We start from the raw sequence: 16774 nt of genomic DNA on the forward strand, positions 1-16774 counted from the left end.
GTCACCTCATTGCTCTAGCGCGTTGGCGGCAATGACCCGGCTCATCCAATACGCACTTTGCTTTGGAGTACGCTGCTGTGTGCCGTAATCGACATAGATAATGCCAAAGCGCTTGCTGTAACCGAACGCCCACTCAAAGTTATCGAGGAAGGACCATACGTAATACCCCTTCAGTTGCCCACCCTCCTGTATAAAACGGTGACAGGCAGCCAGATGATCATGAATATATTGCTGCCGCCCCGTGTCCTCAACCACGCCTTCTACAAGCTCATCCTTCATGGCGGCACCATTTTCGGTAATGAAGATCGGTAGCCCCTTGGTATAATTCTGCTCCACATGCTTTAGCAATTTGTACAGGGATTCCGGATGAATCTCCCACCCCAGATCTGTGACCGGCTCAGTAAATTTGATCTGCTCCAGCTGTAGGAGACTGTCATTGACGGCTGCCTTGACCACACAACGCGCATAGTAATTGATCCCCAGAAAATCGCCCGGCTGGTGAATCTTCTCCAGATCTCCTTCCTGTACAAAATCCATCCCATGTACATGCTCTCCATACCATGCGATCATATCCTCTGGATATCTTCCGTGAAAGACTGGCTCAGCGAACCAACGATTCAAGAACCCATCCCGCCGAGCGGCTGCTGCAACATCCTCATTGGATGCGGACGCTGCATCTACATGCTCCATATTGAGCGTAATTCCAATCTGACCCGATAATCCCTTTTGCCGATGCAAATCCATCGCAATACCATGGCAGAGCAACAGATGATGAGCAGCTGCGAACGCCTCATACCAGTTCTGATGTCCCGGCGCATGCTCTCCAGTCCCGTATCCAAGAATCGACGCGCAATAAGGCTCATTAATAGTATTCCACCAGCTTATACGCGGTCCGAAGCGATCCATCAACGTAGCTGCATAAAGCCGGAAATGCTCCAGCACCCCGCGATGGGTCCAGCCACCCATATCCTGTAGCCATTGCGGAAGGTCCCAATGGAACAGTGTAAGCATAGGGATGAGTCCAGCTTGCTCCACCTCATCCAGCAACCGGCTATAGAACGCCAACCCTTCTTCATTGACAACGCCAGGTGCAGGGATAATACGCGGCCAGGCAACAGAGAAGCGATAATACTGGAAGCCTAGTTGCTTCATCAAAGCAATATCCTCCTGATAGCGGTGATAGTGATCACACGCAATGTCACCGTGATCCCCATTTACCACCTTGCCAGGAATACGACAGAACGTATCCCACACAGAAGGCACGCGGCCCCCCTCAGCGGCTGCTCCTTCAATCTGGAATGAAGAGGTTGATGTCCCCCATATAAAGTCATTTGGAAAAACCAAAGCATGATTACCCATCGCACAAACCCTTCCTTTCCTTGCCTATAGCATAATTACTTCCTCTTGGTACACTCAGGACTTCACAGCCCCCGCCATCGCTCCACCCACAATAAAGCGCTGCAGCAGCACATAGAGCACTACCAGCGGCAACGTCACAATCAGAATCCCACATGCCAGCAGCGGCCAGTTATTCATGTATTGTCCATAGAAGGTGAACAAGCCCTTGGTGACAGGCTGATAGGACGGGTCTGACAGATAGATCGTCGGCCCGATAATGTCATTCCACACACCGATAGCCGTCAGGATCACGCCCGTAGCCAGAATTGGCTTCATTAGAGGTATGAGGATCGTGAACAAATAACGTGTATAGCCACAGCCGTCCATCGCAGCCGCCTCATCCAGCTCCCGCGACACGGACTTGATGTATCCTGTAAACATGAGGAAGGCAATCCCTGTCCCCGTTGTCTTCAGTAAAATAAAGCCGATCTGTGTATTGTACAGACCAAGACTGTTTATCAGCGAGAATTGCGGAATCAGAGGATTCGGCAGGTACATCGAAATTAAGAAAAATACATAGATCAGACTGCTGAATCTGACATATCTCCGTGCCAGTGGAAATGCCGCAAAGACCGACAGCATTAGTGTAAGCACAGTCGACACCCCGGTGTAGAGCACACTGTTCCACATATACTGCGAGAAATTCCCGCGTTCCCAGGCCTCCGTGAAGTTCTCCATGCGCATCCCTTCAGCCAGTGCCACAGGATTAAGTAAATATTCACTTTGCGTCTTCATGGAGACGTTGAACAGATAGAATAGAGGGAAAATGTACAATGCCAGCATGATCAATACGATGACGTAACTGACAGTACGTGTGACCTTGCTCTCCTTCATTACATTTCCACCTCTCTTCTACGCAGATAATACAGAGCCACCATCGAAATAACGAATACAAACAGGAATTGAATCATGGCAACCGCAGATGCCAGACCATAATCCGAGGTACCCGTGCCGAACGCTGTCGCATAGACATCAAAGGCAAGGGTCGTCGTATTGAATTTGCCCCCGGTCAGGACGTAGATAATATCGAACGTCTGCAGCGCACCAATGATGGACAGCAGCATATTCACCGTGAACGCTGGAGCAATCATCGGGAACGTAATGTTCTTGAACGCCTTCCAGCCTGAAGCTCCGTCCATATAGCCTGCCTCATACAGATCCGATGGAATGGATTGCAGCCCGGCCAGGAAGATGGTCATGGAATAGCCCATATACATCCAGATTTGCACGAAAATAATCAGCTCAAAGGCAACATTGTAGTCTCCGAAGAAATTCGAGCTGGTTCCAAAAAAGTTCAATATCGACTGCGCAGGTCCGCCGAGCGGATTAGCAACGAGCTGCCAGATCAGGCCGGATACCGTAACACCAAGCACGACTGGAAGAAAGAATACAGCTCGGTAGAACGTATCTCCTCTGAGCTTTTTGTTAATGAGGATCGCCATGAACAGACCCACGGCATTCTGAATCACTACCACGGCGAACGCAAAATAGAGCGAACGCCCAATCGCAGCAATCCGATCCCCTGAATTGGAGGAACTGAAGAATGTCCGGTAATTCTCAAGCCCGACAAAGCTCCAGGATTGTCCCCTTACCCCTGTGGCGTCCGTGAAGGAGAATAACACCGTAACCAGCGAAGGACCAAAGCCAAACAAAGCATATAACAGCAGTGGAATGCCCAGATACAGGTACGGGACAAGCCGCGCTTTTCCTTTTCCGAAAGGATACATCGTTCTCACACCTTTCATTTCGTTGAATCTGATCATCTGTTATTTGATATAGATATTTCAGGGCACATATTCTCCTGCAAACATAGCTCACGCCAGAACACGGCCCGGGACGATGTGATAGCAGGCATACATCCTGAGCGTGATTCCGGCGCGTTCGTGAGCTATAATATCGAATTCTATGTGAACAGCTGTTTCTTTGTCTGACTGACAAGTTGTTCGTCTAACTGACAAGCTTACTTACTTACTTACTTACTTACTTACTTACTTACTTACTTACTTACTTACTTACTACTTCGGAGCAGCGGCATCCCAATCGGCCTGTGACTTCTCGGCCAGCTCCTTCGGACTTGCCAGTGGTCCTGCTGGCGTCAGGAATTCAGCATGTACACTGGACTCGGAGATGAACTGTCCGACGTTCTGGCGATTAATGAACAGCTGATCCCAAGAAAGCTTGAAGTTATCCAGATTCGGCTGAATTTCCTTAATAAACTCACTGGTGAGCGCCACATCAGATTGTGTCGGCAGGAAGCCTGCTGTGTTCACGAAATCCGTGTAGTTTTGCTTTTCAGACAGCATTTCAAGCCACTTCAGGGCATAATCCTTCTTCGGAGAATTCTCGACTACCATCCACGTCATATCGTATTTTCCCGCCAAATCCTTGTTCTTCGCAGGGTCATTGCTGCCTGGAATCGGGAAATATCCGAATTTGAGCTCTGGATTGGCCGTCTGGATCGTTGTCGCATCCCACGTACCATCGGCGATCATGGCTACTCGTCCGGTTGCGAACAGACTTGGCAGTGTACCATAGTCCACACCCATAAAGCCTGGCATTGCATTGTTCATCAGCACTTGGGCTTTCTCCAACACCTCCAGCTGCACTGGATCGGTTAGCTTGCTCTCCCCCGTCCACAGGCCCTTAATATAGGCCAATTGATCATCATGAATGGAAGCCTGCAGCCCTTGCACCGCAAGGTTGATCGGCCATACGTCCTTACCTGCCAGTCCGATCGGCTCAACACCGTTATCCTTCAGTACCTTCATAACATTCAGCATTTCATCCCATGTGGTTGGAACTTCAAGATTGTATTTAGCGAATATTTCCTTGTTGTAGTACAGTCCTGTGAACGCAACCTTACCCATATTAACGCCGTATACCTTGCCGTCATACGTCATTGCATTCTCAACGTCTACCGGATTGTAGTTCTTGATGAACGGCTGATCACTCAGATCAGCAATTAGCCCTGCGTCGATCCATTGCTTCCACATCGGGTCAGCTGCTCCAGGGGACCATTCCTGCGGGGCACCCACAAAGCTGAATTTCAGTGGGATAATATCCGCATCTCCCGTTGCACCAGCATTCATACGAGTCTGCATCAGTTGATCATAAGTCGCATCTGCCGGAACCGTCGTATACTCGACCGTTACCTCTGGATATTTCTCCTCGAACTTCTTGTTGAATTCCTTGATGTAGTTGTTGATATTCTCCTGCTGCCAGTGAATAATCTTCAGGGTAACCTTGCCGCCCGCACTCTGCCCCTGCTCTCCATCACTACTGGAGCTGCTAGAGCCGCCACATGCAGCCAGCACCACAATTAAAACGGTTACAATAGACAATGACAATAATTTTTTCAGCATGTCTGAATCCCCCAACTTGGTATGAGTTGATGTTAACGAAATCAGTTTCGTTATTTACACCCCCATTATGTACCTCACATGGAATTTTGTAAATAGCTTATTTCAAATTTTTTTTGACGAAGCTGTCATTAGAAATAACCTACTGCAAGGCGAAGTGCTCCATTGATGTTCTTGTTAGAAATTTATGTTATACATCCGCTGCAACCACTAATGTGATTGACTGGTATTACTGCTAATTCCCCTTGATAATAAAGGGATAACTTCGAATTCCATGCCAAGAAACCTGCTATATTCTCTGGCAAAAAAATGATCCTGTAGACGATGAATCTTCCACAATAATCCTTTAGTAATACGCTGAAAGAAACGTTATAGAACGTTATAGAACCTTGAAGAAATACTTTTTCCTCACATGTTAGTCCACTAATGCATATCCCCTATCTGGTAGTTCCTCTTCGTATATTTTAGTGAATATTCGTATGATTTAGTGAATAATCGAAGAAAATTGCTATTTTTTTTCGGGATGAACACTAAAAAATCGCCTTTTTACAGCCTGAAATTCTTGAATCATCCACCCACATCCTATAAAAGTACTGTTGACTCTCCTTGTGTAGTAGCATAAAATACAGGCAGATAAGTAACGAAACGTAAATCAGACATGCCACTAAACCAGTTTAGGTGCCGGAGGATGCATTATGAATATTAAGACGATTGCCAGTATAGCCGGCGTATCTGTTGCAACAGTATCGAAGATTATTAACAACTATCCCGATATCAGTGAGGAGACACGCCAGCGTGTGCTCAAGATCATGGAGGAGACCGGCTACCGTCCGTCGTCCTCAGCCAAGACGCTTGCTACGAAGAAGTCAAATCTCGTTGGTGTCGTGTTCGCAGGTAAGCTGAACGTGGATTTCAGCCATCCTTTTTTCGTAGAGGTCATTAATGCCTTTAAGAAGCAGATTGGTCTATTAGGCTACGACCTACTCTTCTTCTCCAATGAGAAATTTCTGGATCGCGGTGAGGATTATCTTGCTCGCTCCAAGTATTTTCAGGTCGATGGGTGCATTATTATTGCCGGGGACGAAGTGGAACGCAGCGTATTTGATCTGGACGCCAGTCCCATTCCGTGTATCGGGGTAGATATTGAACTGACCGGGCCCAGCTCCTGCTATATCATGTCAGATAATCGGAAGATCTCCTCCAAGGTCGTGGAACACTTCTATATGAATGGCTACCGGGATATGGGGTTCATTGGCATTGAGCGTCCTTCCTTGGTTATGCAGCAGCGCGAAGAGGCTTTTTATAGCTCGCTCAAGCAATTCAGCATAGACAGCAGGCCAGAATGGAAGGCATATAGCAAGGGGTATGCAGCAGAGGAGGGCTACGAGGCGGCCAAGCAGATGATTGCACAGGGACAGCTACCGCGAGCGGTCTTCGCCGTCACGGATTTACTGGCATTTGGCGCCATGCGGGCCTTCAAGGAAGCGGGCTTGCGTGTTCCAGAGGATATTGCCATCGTGGGCTGTGATGATATTGAGGCCTGTCGTTACACGGACCCACCACTTACCACTGTGAAGCAGGATACGGACAAAATCGGGCGCTTGGCTGCCATGGTCCTGTTCGATCTAATGAATAAGCAGATGGAAAATCAATGCATTAAGGTGGAGCCTGAGTTGGTTGTTAGAGAGTCGTGCGGGGCTTTGGATATTGCGGGTGTGTAGGACGGGATATACACTCTCCATTAACGTGCAAACTGTGCGAAGGTGAATTGTAGCCAATCGAGCTAGCTTAACTAGTTCAAAATAATAAATAGCTTTACGGGCAAATCTCCCGTAAAGCTTATTTGTTATCTACACAAGAATGATGTTCGCTGGATGAGTATGTCACTATTCCCGCATTAAACTCACGCATTAATCATGCGCAATATTTTTGGATTTTTTTCCCAGAAAGTCGCTTTCTATTTGCGGAACAGACCAAGGCGATGCAGAATGACCAGGATTCGATAAAACGTAAAGCTGCTCTTCATGGAAGAGTCAACGATGGGCTGTGCAGGCGTGTAGGCGACGGCGGCTTCCATAGCCTCCTTGGCCCAGGCCGGCGTCTCCAGCTGCTGTCTGCCCTCAAGCTCGCCGATGCGAGTCTCCAACTGCTTGATATGTGCTGCCTGCTCCAGAACAGATTGCTTCAGCACGTCACGACTGTGCTCCAGAGCTGCCATTTGCTGCTGCAAGGCTTGCATTTGTTTCTTTTCCTCTTCGGTCATTGGTGTCTCCTCCTTCTGTCCATAGGCCTGACGAAGCTCCTGCTCGGTCCCACGATAGACGTTCAGATCTACGGCCCCCTGAATCCCATTCACACGGCCGCTATCACTGTATTGCCAGAAATCCCATTGCCTCCATGCCGGGGTATCGGCAGGAACTCTTGTCGTGCTATAACGGGCAATCCACAGCGAATAGCTCCCAAGGGAACTATCAAACTGATTCGCAAAGGAATTGCCTGTGTAAATCATCGGCTTGCGTTCAGTTAACCGCTCCAGCTCGTTCAGGAAGCTCTTGGCAATAGCATTAATCTGGGACTTGCTCAGATTCGCAGGATTATTCTCGTAATCCATGACTGGCGGAAAGGCAAAGGAGGTAGCTCCCCCTGCATCCTGCAAGGCTTTGGCAAAATTCTGTGCCTGCCTTACGGCTTCTTCGGTGCTGGTCGCATCCACAAAATGATAGGCACCATCCAGCACGCCTGCTGCTCTCGCACCTTTTACATTAGTGGCATAATTCGGGTCCCGATAGGAGCTGCCCTGCGTTGCCTTAATGAAAGCGAACGATTTGCCAGCGGCCCTGACCTTGCGCCAGTCTACGGTGCCCTGGTATCGGGATACGTCGATCCCTTCTGCGGCGTTGGCTTTTTTATCCTGCATATCGTAACCTCCTTTTCTTGCTACGGTAGTCTTGTAATCATCTTGTGAGTGTCTGTCATTCGATCCAATCAAATGTGAGTGTAAATTCGCTGCAAGCGGGGAGCCCTGTCGACCGCTGTTAAGCCTGTTGTTCTTTGATCTAATATGGGCAGTTGATGAACAACAAGCTTAAAGGCGGACACTTCGTTTCTCTAGGGCTTCCCCGCTTTTCGCTAATCTTCACGCTCTCCAGACCACTACACATGAAATAGATTAGGTCAAAAAAAGGACCCGGTGTGAGAAGTATGCTGAAATAGATCGACTGAACGATCCGTTACATAGATTGAACTAAATATGATATGGGCTCGGGCCTTCAAATGCGGTGAACGTTTGAGATGTTGCTGTTGTTATCCCCATATATCTCTACATACTCCAATATAAGTGACTTATAGCGGTGTATATCCAGAGACAAAGGCGGCGGTCGCTTCTCCATTTTCACAAGCAGAGCTGATTGCTCCTCAACTTATGTACAACCTGGACTACTCACTCTCCCTATCGTGACTATCTGATCCAATAAGGATCAGCTTCTAGGTTATCTTTGCATCCAATGCTAGTTTTGATACTTTCATTAGGAGCTTGCATTAGGTGCTCGTATTTGGTGCTTGCATCCTCTGTCTATGTTCAGTCCTTCTTCTTGGCAAATTGATAGGCGCCTGTAGCGCTAAGCCCGATCACTGATATTTGCACCAGGTTCATGCGCAGCCATTCAGGTACGAGCACGAAGACAGCTGCAATGAGCAGCGCCGCTATATGGACCCAGCGGTCCGGCAGCGCGAAGCTTCGCGCCACCCCTACATAGGCCGCTACAAGAGCTGCGAGCGTCAGTATATCGTTGGATAGATCCTCCATAGGATCAGCCTCCCGTCACTGTAATGGCCGCCCAGACAGCTACGACAACGCCACCGCCAACCGCCGTGATAATCGCGCCATAAAACGTCCGTCTGAACCATTTTTGGTCTTCTTCCTGCCTGCTCAATATTTCTAGTGCAATATTGGCATTACGCAGCGCCTCATCAGCCGTATCCTTGACTGGCTCCAGTAGATCAATCCGCTGCTTGGCGTTATTTGCCGCTTGGAGCGCCTCTTTAGCCGTCTCCTTTGCGATCTCCAATGTAGTCGCGATCGCCGACAACGTCTTCAATGTTTCCTCAATACGAGCGAGCTGAACCCGAATTTCCGTTAACAAATCTGCTTCCGGTATGGCCTTCCCTCCTCGGTTATGCTCCATCCTGTCTCCCTCCTTGCCTGTTGTAATGGATGGACCTGGGTGTATATCTATTGTGATTCACATATCAGCCTTGCACGCTGCTATATGTGGTCATTTCAAGCGAATTCCGATTGATCTGTCGATCTATACAAAATGCTATAGTACAAGGTATGTTGTCCAATGTTTCTCTGTATGGCTTATGGCCCTGATAAGGTGTAAAAAAAGCAAATACCCGGAAGGTCTCTTCCGGGTAGAACATAAAATTAATAAAGCTAATCTCCACTCTTTAATTTATAAGCGAATAATCTAAGTTAGTCTCCCATTAAAACCTTAAATTCCCTAGAGAAAAATCATTGAATCAATAGCGACACTAGTTGTATTAGAAAAACCAGATGTGAAGAAAATTTTAATGTATGCAGATGATGGCTCATTAGTACTCATTCTACCATTACCAACTGAAGAAGTAGACATTGCAGAATATGCATTAGCAGGATCATGGGAATATTTATCCGCCGTTAATACAATACGCACACTCCCACTAATACTCGAAATAGAGTAGTACATATTAGGTAAATTCTTGAAATTAATAGGTATTGAAGTAACGGCGAAAACTGTTGTACCTCCACCTGCAGATAACTGAGCGGACATTTCGATTCCCCTGGATGTAGATAGTGTTGTAACAGAGTTGCCTTGATGTAGACTAACATCTACTTTTTCCATAGCAATTGCTGTGGAAGATCTTCCCCAAAAAAATGTATATCCACCAGTTCGAATACTCCTAACATTTGCCGCCAAGGTTGACCAATCTTGGGCAGTGGATGCACTTCCCCCCTTGGCGTTAATGGCATCCACTATGCCTTGCTTTGCATTAACGCCAGATTGAAAAACGTCTACGCTCCACGGGCCAAACGTCCCGTTCATTTTGATTCGTTGATAAAAACTATGTCGGTTAAAGCAGTAAGCATTTTGCACTTCCCAGGCATCATTATGTCTGATAATTTCAACCCAGTACCATTCAGAAGTGGGAGCATTAGTCATACTCGAACCCATATACCAACCCGTAGAGCGAATAGTATTTAGATCTTGTCCAGTAATATTAATCGCTAAACTACCATCTGTAGTCCGAACGGTCTGAACGGGAATCCATGATCCACCAATGTTAACTTCCAGTTGAGTTCCATTCAGACGGGTAGGAGCAAGGCTAGAGCCTCTAAGTAATACGTCCCCATTTGTTTGTAGAACTAACTGATCGTTTATATTCAATGCTCCTGTAATTTTCCCACCCGCCCTCGGTAAACTGGCATTTTTAGCATTAGTCTCCGCAGTGGTAGCTCTATCAAATGCTGATTTTACAGCTAAGGAAGTAGCAGCCATCATTTCCGATGCACTATTGGTTGCGCTGCTCAACTGAACGATTCCTTTTCTTGCTGTTGTAGCTTCCGGAATCTCAGGTTCTAAGCTTTCTATTTTCTCCGTTAAATCGCCAAAACCAGTATCTATTTTATCCCAATTATCATTTAGCATTGTTTCAATATTAAATGTTTGATCACCATCTGTTATTGGATCTTTTTTTAATAAATTTAAATTGGTTGTATTAGAACCCATTAAACAACACCTCCTGCAAATTTGTGTAAAGGAATCTCCTGCATCTCCTTCAGCGGGATGACCTCATGAATCTCTCGAATGACCAGATAGCGGAACTCGAATTCAACATCGAGATGCGCGGGCTTGATCTCTTCGATCAGCGCCTTGAGGTCATCCAGATTCGGCGGAATGCCGACCGTATCAATAAACTTGATCGTGAACGACCATTCGCTTGGTTGAAAAGTTACGTCTACCGTGCCATTGTCATAGGCTTCGGCTACATTTTTGACGAATCTCCCGGTAAAGGTTCCCGAGCCACGTAGCTTCGATTCCACGACAGCCCGCCGCTGCTCTAGCGGCTTCTGATGGTCCGTACCGATTCCAAGCTCCTGCTCCCAGCGTTCCAGTCCCCACGTCGCTGTCCGCACGAAGAATTGATCCAATGTCTCATTCAGCGCCCGGGTCAGCTGATCTAGCTCCTTGCCCTTGGCATCCATGTCTGCCCTGACGATTCGTGACGCTTCGTAATAAGCAGGTACAAAGGACAGCATCTCCAGTCCAGCTGGACTTGTGACCGGATATATATTACTGGACAAGCAATCTCCTCCTTTCCTCACATGACACTGCTTCGTGTCCTGCTAATGTCTTTTTGTTATTCAAATACGTTCACAGTTCCCAGCACCGCGACCTGACCCTCGAAAATCTCGATATTCGTGTCTGCTTCCCCGCCCGGGTCGGTAGCCTTGAATACCTGAAGCTCCTTGTAGTCCGTAATCATCGGTATATCAATCAGCACCGCCGAAATCCGTGTATAACGCACAAGAGCATCTTGTGTCGCAGGTGAGCCAAAGGAAATTCGCTTAAAGTACTCGCGTGCCCCTTGCTCGATCTGCTGCTTCACATCCTCCAAGTTGGCGCTGGACGCCAAAGTCAGCTTGGCGCTAATGTTAATGCGGACCTCCTGTGCAGGCTGCACCGTAATGACAGGTCCCGCGGGGGCAGTCCCTTCGCCCTGTCCATCCATCGTCGGGTCAATGTACTCCTGAACAGCCTCTACAATCTCTGCATTGGCTGCTCGTTTGTCATTGTCCAGCAGATAGATCCCTACCGTACCCGGCCCCTGCCAAAGCGGCTTTACCTGTACACCGCCGACGCCTGGAATCTCACTTGCCCACTGCACATATTGCGCCTTGTTGCCGCTCGTCCCCGGATTGCGGACACGCAGCAGATAACGCTCCAGCAGCGATTCATCCGATTCCACATCAGCGCCGCCTGTAATCTCCTCGGGATTGGTCACAGCACTCACCCCGCTTACAGCTGTTGCCAAGACGGTCACGACTCCTGCGGGTACGTTGCCATTTTTACCAGCGACGACAGCTACTACATTAATCTTTGCTTCCCCCGTGCTGCCCAATGCCACTTCATTCGTAGTCGCGTATTCGACTGACTGTTCACTGGATATCTCATCGGCTGGTGTCGCTACGATCGTTCCCTTGGGCACGACAGCCCCTGCTGTCCCTGTAAAACGCACCTGTCCTGCAGCAGCGACAGCCTGTCGGCGATTCACTCCATGCTCGGCTGTACGCAAATCCAGATAATCGCCATAGGTCGAGCTGGCGAAGCCACGTTCCAACACCTGTTGCGCCCATACCGCAGCCTCTGCCAGCATAAAAGCGACTGGAGCCTGAGCGTCCCAAATAAAAGAGCCCTCGGATTTATCCAAATCCGAAGGCACCCGCTCCAGCATCCGCCGCATAATTTCATCCTCTGTCTGATCCTGCAAATACTCAGGCAAGGTTGCCATTAGATCACCACACTTTCTATCGTTTCGAACTCGTCTCTCACATTCCGAATGCGACAGCTGAAGCTGCAGGCATCCTGCTCCCAGCTGAATTCGAACTGATCCACGCCGGCTGTGCGCGCATCTGCGAGCAGCGTCTCACTGACCATTCGTCTGACTTCACTTTCCACCACAGCTCGGCTGTAGCTGTTACCCAGCAAATCCTCAAGCTCGCTGCCATAATCGCGGGAATAGATAATATGACGGTAACGCGGGGTTCGTATGGCCTTTTCACACCAGATGACCCACGCATCCTTCTCATCCGTCATCGCTACCTTTCCGGTCGGTGTCAGCACGAATTCGCCCTTTGCAAAATCAAAACGCCAGCTTCGGCCAAATACAGCCGTCTGGCTTGCCAGCGTATCCAGCTCCGTCACATCTATATCCAGAATCTCTTCAGTCTCGGGAAATAGGTTAGCCACCTCCACTCACCACCCTGCATACGACCACGACATCATTGCCGCTATTCACCCGTACTGCCAGCACTCGGTCTCCGGGCTTCAGCCCTTTGTCCAACTGCAGATTGACCTCTTCAATCTCCGTCTCGTCAAAATAATAGGAGGTATTCATCGTCTTATCCTCCCAGTAAGGCTCCTGCACACGGGTCGATGTTCCCTTGAACATATGCCGTGGCATCGACAGCAGACCAGGCAGCTCGGCCACCAGGTAATCCTGAATCTCATGCTTGAAATCATCCAGCTTCAGGCCTGTCCCGGTAATCGTCCCAAGGACTGCCCCCAGACCGTCTACTGCCTGCTTGGTGTGCTTGGAGAAGGAGGACTGGATGGCAGAAGCCAAGTGTACATAAGGGTCCTTAGTCAAGATAAAACCTCCTTTTTACATCTCCATAGGTGCCGAGTTCCAGCGACATACTGCCCGGATTGCCCAGCTCACGGCTAACCGAAATGACGATCAGGCGCAAGCTACCCAGCATTACTGCATCCCCTGCACGAATGGTGTTGATATCTGGTGCCGTGACGGAGATGGTCTGTTGAATGCCTGCTAAGCGACTCTTGGCCAGCTCTTGCGCAGCCGCACCCGATTTGACCTCATCATCTTGAATGATCACTTGAAGCGTGCCGTATTTGTCCGTATCTTTCGTCTGAATCGCAAGTATCTTGGAGGGTACCTCTTTTCCCGTCTCGCTAGCTGAGGTAGCAAGTACCTTTACTTTCGTAGCTGCTCCCTCAAGCGTTCGGGATTGGGTCGTGTCCGTTACTTGTTCGAGCAAATACACATCCTTATTGGTGCCAAGCTCATACAGCTCCAGTCCCGAAGTGATCATTCGTGGATGATACAGCTTCCCCCCTGTCCTAGCTGTCTCACGTAAGTCAGCAAGCATCATGGCATAGATGGATTGCGTGCGATATACAGCCTTTCCAAGAGACTTTTCAGTATCTGGTATGGACGCCACTGGAATCTCCCAATCACTGGCGTATTTCCGAAAGCGCTTTGAGGCTGTCTGCTTGGCCGGGAATAAATACTCATCCTCCGATTTATCCAAATAGACCGTGCGGTCATACAAGGTCAGAGTCAAGCGCTTGGTCCCACTATTCTGACTTTCTGCCTCCCAGATCACAGCTGGGTGCAACAGCGGAACATAATCATGCTTGCCATAAGGAATGCCGCTAACCCGAATGGACATACCTGGATTGAATATGGGGAGCTCGGATGTATTCACCAATGTGACGGTTCCCTGATAGGCAATCTGCTCCAGTGAATCCCGAAGTGAGATAGACTCCACAAAAGGGGTTACATCGTATTGATTATCAATAATGACCTTGTAGCTCATGGCAGCACCAGCTTCTGCCCCGGCTTGATCATATTCGGACTCTTGCCGATGGTTTTTTCATTTAATTTATAGATTCGAGTCCATTGCGAGCTATCCCCCAGCTCCAGCTTGGCAATTTTGGATAAGGAATCTCCTGATTTGACCGTGTAACTCTTCTTGGATACCTTCAAATCCGTGCGCGGCTTCTTATTATCTATGCTCTTGCTGCCTGTCGAGCTGCCATTGCTGCCAAGCTTACGTGCAAGCTTCATGTCCCGCCAGGTTCGTAGCGTAATATCAAAAGACACATCTCCTGGCTCTGTACCCCGGAACGTAGATTGATGTGAAGATACAATTACAGGAACATTGACAGCAGTCTCTGTAATAATGAATTGTAACGGCTGTGCGGACAGCAGGAAGGTATTGACTGTATTCATGGCCTCCTGCGGGTCCGGCAGCTCATCAACTTTACAGTTACAAAAAGATTCATCATATTCCATAGGAAAAAAAGAAGAGAAGGAAATCTCCTTCACCTTCTCTCCTTGTGCAAAATCGTACTCCCCATGTGATAAAATATTTACCGTCTCAAAGCCTTTTTGCCTCGAAATACTCACTTCTTCAGGATTCACAGGAAATTTAAATTCATTTCCCGCGCCATCCTTTAATATAAAATCCATTGCCTGCCTCCTTCCTGATAAATTCCATGGAGCTGATCCTGTGCTCTACCATGTGTAAGATATTTGTATAAATTGATGTACGATAGCTATGGAAGAGCAGGCTTGCGATTCTGCTGTGCTTTACGCAATTCAGCATCCAGACGGGCAGCAACCTGGGACACAATCGCTCCGATATCAATAGCATTCTCATGAACGTTCATTTGTACGGCTCCTGCCGGGAAGTTCACACTGACGTTATTGATCGTGTCTTTCTTGAAATTCTGGAGGTATCCTGAAATCTGACCCATTTGCTCGGGACTAATTTGTACAATCTGCGGGATCTGCTGGCCGTTCTTTGTCGCTGCAGAAAGTGCTGGAGCATTATTATGTGAAGCAACCTGATAATTTAATGTCTCTCTTATTTCTGGACCCTTTTCTTTCAAAAAACCATTGAGCTTTTCAAAAAGAATCGTGAGCATACCAGTATTATTCTGCATAATACTATTTGGGTTGGATGGTGTAGCCTTCACATTAGGCTCATCTTTTTGGGCACTATAATGTGACACAGAGTTAGAACTTTTGTTGTTTCCTTCTTGTAAAAACTGTGTACTAAAAGATCTGAATGACTCTTTGATCTTATTTCCCTCGGTTTCTATCCATTCCTTACCTGTGTCTAATACACTCTTTGAATTCATTGCAAATTGTGAAACAAACCCACTTGTACTATTCCTGATGTTGTCCAACTGATTAGTTACAAAATCCTTACTACCAGCCAACATACCCATTGGGTCAGTTGTCGCTTGTGATATAAAGTTTCCCGCGCTATTGTTTACGTTGCCTAACTGGTTGGAGATATATTCTTTTCCACTGACTAGGGTCCCCATAGGATCATCTGTTAATTGAGATATAAAACCTCTGACACTATTGCTTATGTTGTCTAGCTGATTGGATACAAAATCCTTGCCACTAGTAAGTACCCCTGTTGTATTGGAAGTTATTTGTGAGACATAACCATTTACGTTATCGCTCAAGATGCTCCCTTGATCGGATATCCAACTTCCCCAGGAACCAAGCGTATCCTTGGCATTTGTAGCTGCCTCAGACAAGTAACTTCCTACAGTACTAAATAACGTGCTACTTTGGGTAGAAATCCAATTGATGGCGTCCATATTCCATTTACCGAAGGCAACAAAAAAATCACCAATTTGTTTACGATAGTCGTAGATTAACCCTCCTAAGAACTCCCCACCGAAGCCTCCCAAAATACCCCCAAGAAATGCTCCAGCAACACCTCCACCAGGTCCCAACAATGCTGTTCCTGCGGCACCTAATAGCAAGCCTCCTCCTATTCCACCTACTGCTGATCCAATAGCTTCAGCTCGGTCTCTACCTTCAGAAGTCGCAATGGCAATGATATCCAATATTGTTCCTAGAGGTCCAAATATTTTTTTGGGAATGCGCTTCAAAAAAGTGGGATCAAGGAGCTTCATGCCCTCCAAAATTTTCAGTGAATCTTGAAGAAAACCCAGCAACTTTTCACCAAATCCCTCTGACTTTCCTTCATCTTTATCTGGAACATTAGCTGGACCGTTCCCAAAGCTCAAAGCTGTGATAATTGGATTAATTTCTATGTTAATTTTTGAATTTGCACTTTTGCCTAGAGTAAGAGTATTCTGTTGAAGCGCAATTGTATTGGCTTGTAAAACGGTCGTTAAAAGCATCGTATTAGGATCTACTTCGTTAGAGCTAACTTGCTTTCTGTTCAATAAATCCATTTTTACTGACCGCAGCCGCCTCAGCTTCCCCAACACCCCGTCAATTTGCTTTGATGCATAATCCCTAATCATAATCTCAGGTACCATCCGAGTGCGGCCGATCTTCATGACCCGGCCCTGAATGCGCTCAAAATAGCGCTCCATCGCTCTCAGCTCGCGGTTAGCCTTTACGACATTCTTAGGATCAATAACCAGCTTCATACGGTAATTCACCGCTTCATCCATCGT

Annotated in this window: 16 protein-coding genes; 1 reads left to right on the forward strand and 15 read right to left on the reverse strand. The window is 47.6% G+C overall.

Annotation, left to right across the window (positions count from 1 at the left end; genetic code table 11):
- Window positions 1-6: 6 nt before the first annotated feature.
- The 4 genes from D328_RS0111100 to D328_RS0111115 all read right to left on the reverse strand — a co-directional run bounded on the left by D328_RS0111100 (window position 7) and on the right by D328_RS0111115 (window position 4760).
- The gene (locus D328_RS0111100; protein ID WP_018885079.1) at window positions 7-1359 is read right to left on the reverse strand and encodes a GH1 family beta-glucosidase; all 1353 of its coding nucleotides are present in this window, start codon (window positions 1357-1359) and stop codon (window positions 7-9) included.
- A gap of 54 nt (window positions 1360-1413) precedes the next feature.
- Window positions 1414-2232 carry a carbohydrate ABC transporter permease gene (locus D328_RS0111105; RefSeq protein WP_018885080.1) on the reverse strand — a complete coding sequence of 273 codons (819 nt, stop codon included), beginning with the start codon at window positions 2230-2232 and terminating at the stop codon, window positions 1414-1416.
- Complete coding sequence (locus D328_RS0111110; protein ID WP_025679080.1) at window positions 2232-3125, reverse strand: carbohydrate ABC transporter permease; 894 nt, start codon at window positions 3123-3125, stop codon at window positions 2232-2234. The genes D328_RS0111105 and D328_RS0111110 overlap by 1 nt, the downstream gene beginning before the upstream one ends.
- 288 nt (window positions 3126-3413) lie before the next feature.
- Window positions 3414-4760: an ABC transporter substrate-binding protein gene (locus D328_RS0111115; protein WP_018885082.1), complete on the reverse strand. Its 1347-nt coding sequence runs from the start codon at window positions 4758-4760 to the stop codon at window positions 3414-3416.
- Window positions 4761-5452: 692 nt separating this feature from the next.
- Here D328_RS0111115 and D328_RS0111120 point away from each other — a divergent pair.
- Window positions 5453-6478, forward strand: a complete 1026-nt coding sequence (locus D328_RS0111120) for a LacI family DNA-binding transcriptional regulator (protein WP_018885083.1) — start codon at window positions 5453-5455, stop codon at window positions 6476-6478.
- Window positions 6479-6714: 236 nt separating this feature from the next.
- Here the strand turns inward: D328_RS0111120 and D328_RS0111125 are convergent, their stop codons facing one another.
- The 11 genes from D328_RS0111125 to D328_RS0111175 form a co-directional block, all read right to left on the reverse strand.
- Window positions 6715-7674: a glycoside hydrolase family 25 protein gene (locus tag D328_RS0111125; protein ID WP_018885084.1), complete on the reverse strand. Its 960-nt coding sequence runs from the start codon at window positions 7672-7674 to the stop codon at window positions 6715-6717.
- Between the two features lie 660 nt (window positions 7675-8334).
- A complete protein-coding gene (locus tag D328_RS0111130) occupies window positions 8335-8562 on the reverse strand; it encodes a hypothetical protein (protein ID WP_018885085.1) in 228 nt (75 codons plus the stop codon).
- A gap of 4 nt (window positions 8563-8566) precedes the next feature.
- Window positions 8567-8941 carry a hemolysin XhlA family protein gene (locus D328_RS28915; protein WP_018885086.1) on the reverse strand — a complete coding sequence of 125 codons (375 nt, stop codon included), beginning with the start codon at window positions 8939-8941 and terminating at the stop codon, window positions 8567-8569.
- Between the two features lie 318 nt (window positions 8942-9259).
- Window positions 9260-10525, reverse strand: coding sequence for a pyocin knob domain-containing protein (locus tag D328_RS31340; RefSeq protein WP_018885087.1), 1266 nt, complete (start codon window positions 10523-10525; stop codon window positions 9260-9262).
- Window positions 10525-11055 carry a YmfQ family protein gene (locus D328_RS0111145; RefSeq protein WP_051091136.1) on the reverse strand — a complete coding sequence of 177 codons (531 nt, stop codon included), beginning with the start codon at window positions 11053-11055 and terminating at the stop codon, window positions 10525-10527. The genes D328_RS31340 and D328_RS0111145 overlap by 1 nt, the downstream gene beginning before the upstream one ends.
- Window positions 11056-11156: 101 nt before the next feature.
- Window positions 11157-12308, reverse strand: a complete 1152-nt coding sequence (locus D328_RS0111150; RefSeq protein ID WP_018885089.1) for a baseplate J/gp47 family protein — start codon at window positions 12306-12308, stop codon at window positions 11157-11159.
- Entirely contained in the window at window positions 12308-12766 is a 459-nt protein-coding gene (locus D328_RS0111155) for a DUF2634 domain-containing protein (RefSeq protein ID WP_018885090.1), read from the reverse strand. The genes D328_RS0111150 and D328_RS0111155 overlap by 1 nt, the downstream gene beginning before the upstream one ends.
- Window positions 12759-13166, reverse strand: a complete 408-nt coding sequence (locus tag D328_RS0111160) for a hypothetical protein (RefSeq protein WP_018885091.1) — start codon at window positions 13164-13166, stop codon at window positions 12759-12761. The genes D328_RS0111155 and D328_RS0111160 overlap by 8 nt, the downstream gene beginning before the upstream one ends.
- Window positions 13159-14136 (reverse strand): XkdQ/YqbQ family protein, encoded by a 978-nt coding sequence (locus tag D328_RS0111165; RefSeq protein ID WP_018885092.1) that lies wholly within the window; start codon window positions 14134-14136, stop codon window positions 13159-13161. The genes D328_RS0111160 and D328_RS0111165 overlap by 8 nt, the downstream gene beginning before the upstream one ends.
- Window positions 14133-14792, reverse strand: coding sequence for a LysM peptidoglycan-binding domain-containing protein (locus tag D328_RS0111170; RefSeq protein WP_018885093.1), 660 nt, complete (start codon window positions 14790-14792; stop codon window positions 14133-14135). The genes D328_RS0111165 and D328_RS0111170 overlap by 4 nt, the downstream gene beginning before the upstream one ends.
- An 86-nt stretch (window positions 14793-14878) precedes the next feature.
- Window positions 14879-16771 (reverse strand): collagen-like triple helix repeat-containing protein, encoded by a 1893-nt coding sequence (locus D328_RS0111175; protein ID WP_018885094.1) that lies wholly within the window; start codon window positions 16769-16771, stop codon window positions 14879-14881.
- Window positions 16772-16774 lie beyond the last annotated feature (3 nt).

The organism is Paenibacillus massiliensis 2301065 = DSM 16942 (assembly GCF_000377505.1).
In the GTDB taxonomy this organism is placed as follows: Bacteria; Bacillota; Bacilli; order Paenibacillales; family Paenibacillaceae; genus Paenibacillus; species Paenibacillus massiliensis.

Coding starts and splice junctions, on each gene's coding strand:
- D328_RS0111100 (WP_018885079.1), bottom strand. CDS start 1,359: ATGGGTAATCATGCTTTGGTTTTTCCAAATGACTTTATATGGGGGACA.
- D328_RS0111105 (WP_018885080.1), bottom strand. CDS start 2,232: ATGAAGGAGAGCAAGGTCACACGTACTGTCAGTTACGTCATCGTATTG.
- D328_RS0111110 (WP_025679080.1), bottom strand. CDS start 3,125: ATGTATCCTTTCGGAAAAGGAAAAGCGCGGCTTGTCCCGTACCTGTAT.
- D328_RS0111115 (WP_018885082.1), bottom strand. CDS start 4,760: ATGCTGAAAAAATTATTGTCATTGTCTATTGTAACCGTTTTAATTGTG.
- D328_RS0111120 (WP_018885083.1), top strand. CDS start 5,453: ATGAATATTAAGACGATTGCCAGTATAGCCGGCGTATCTGTTGCAACA.
- D328_RS0111125 (WP_018885084.1), bottom strand. CDS start 7,674: ATGCAGGATAAAAAAGCCAACGCCGCAGAAGGGATCGACGTATCCCGA.
- D328_RS0111130 (WP_018885085.1), bottom strand. CDS start 8,562: ATGGAGGATCTATCCAACGATATACTGACGCTCGCAGCTCTTGTAGCG.
- D328_RS28915 (WP_018885086.1), bottom strand. CDS start 8,941: ATGGAGCATAACCGAGGAGGGAAGGCCATACCGGAAGCAGATTTGTTA.
- D328_RS31340 (WP_018885087.1), bottom strand. CDS start 10,525: ATGGGTTCTAATACAACCAATTTAAATTTATTAAAAAAAGATCCAATA.
- D328_RS0111145 (WP_051091136.1), bottom strand. CDS start 11,055: ATGCTGTCCTTTGTACCTGCTTATTACGAAGCGTCACGAATCGTCAGG.
- D328_RS0111150 (WP_018885089.1), bottom strand. CDS start 12,308: ATGGCAACCTTGCCTGAGTATTTGCAGGATCAGACAGAGGATGAAATT.
- D328_RS0111165 (WP_018885092.1), bottom strand. CDS start 14,136: ATGAGCTACAAGGTCATTATTGATAATCAATACGATGTAACCCCTTTT.
- D328_RS0111170 (WP_018885093.1), bottom strand. CDS start 14,792: ATGGATTTTATATTAAAGGATGGCGCGGGAAATGAATTTAAATTTCCT.
- D328_RS0111175 (WP_018885094.1), bottom strand. CDS start 16,771: ATGGATGAAGCGGTGAATTACCGTATGAAGCTGGTTATTGATCCTAAG.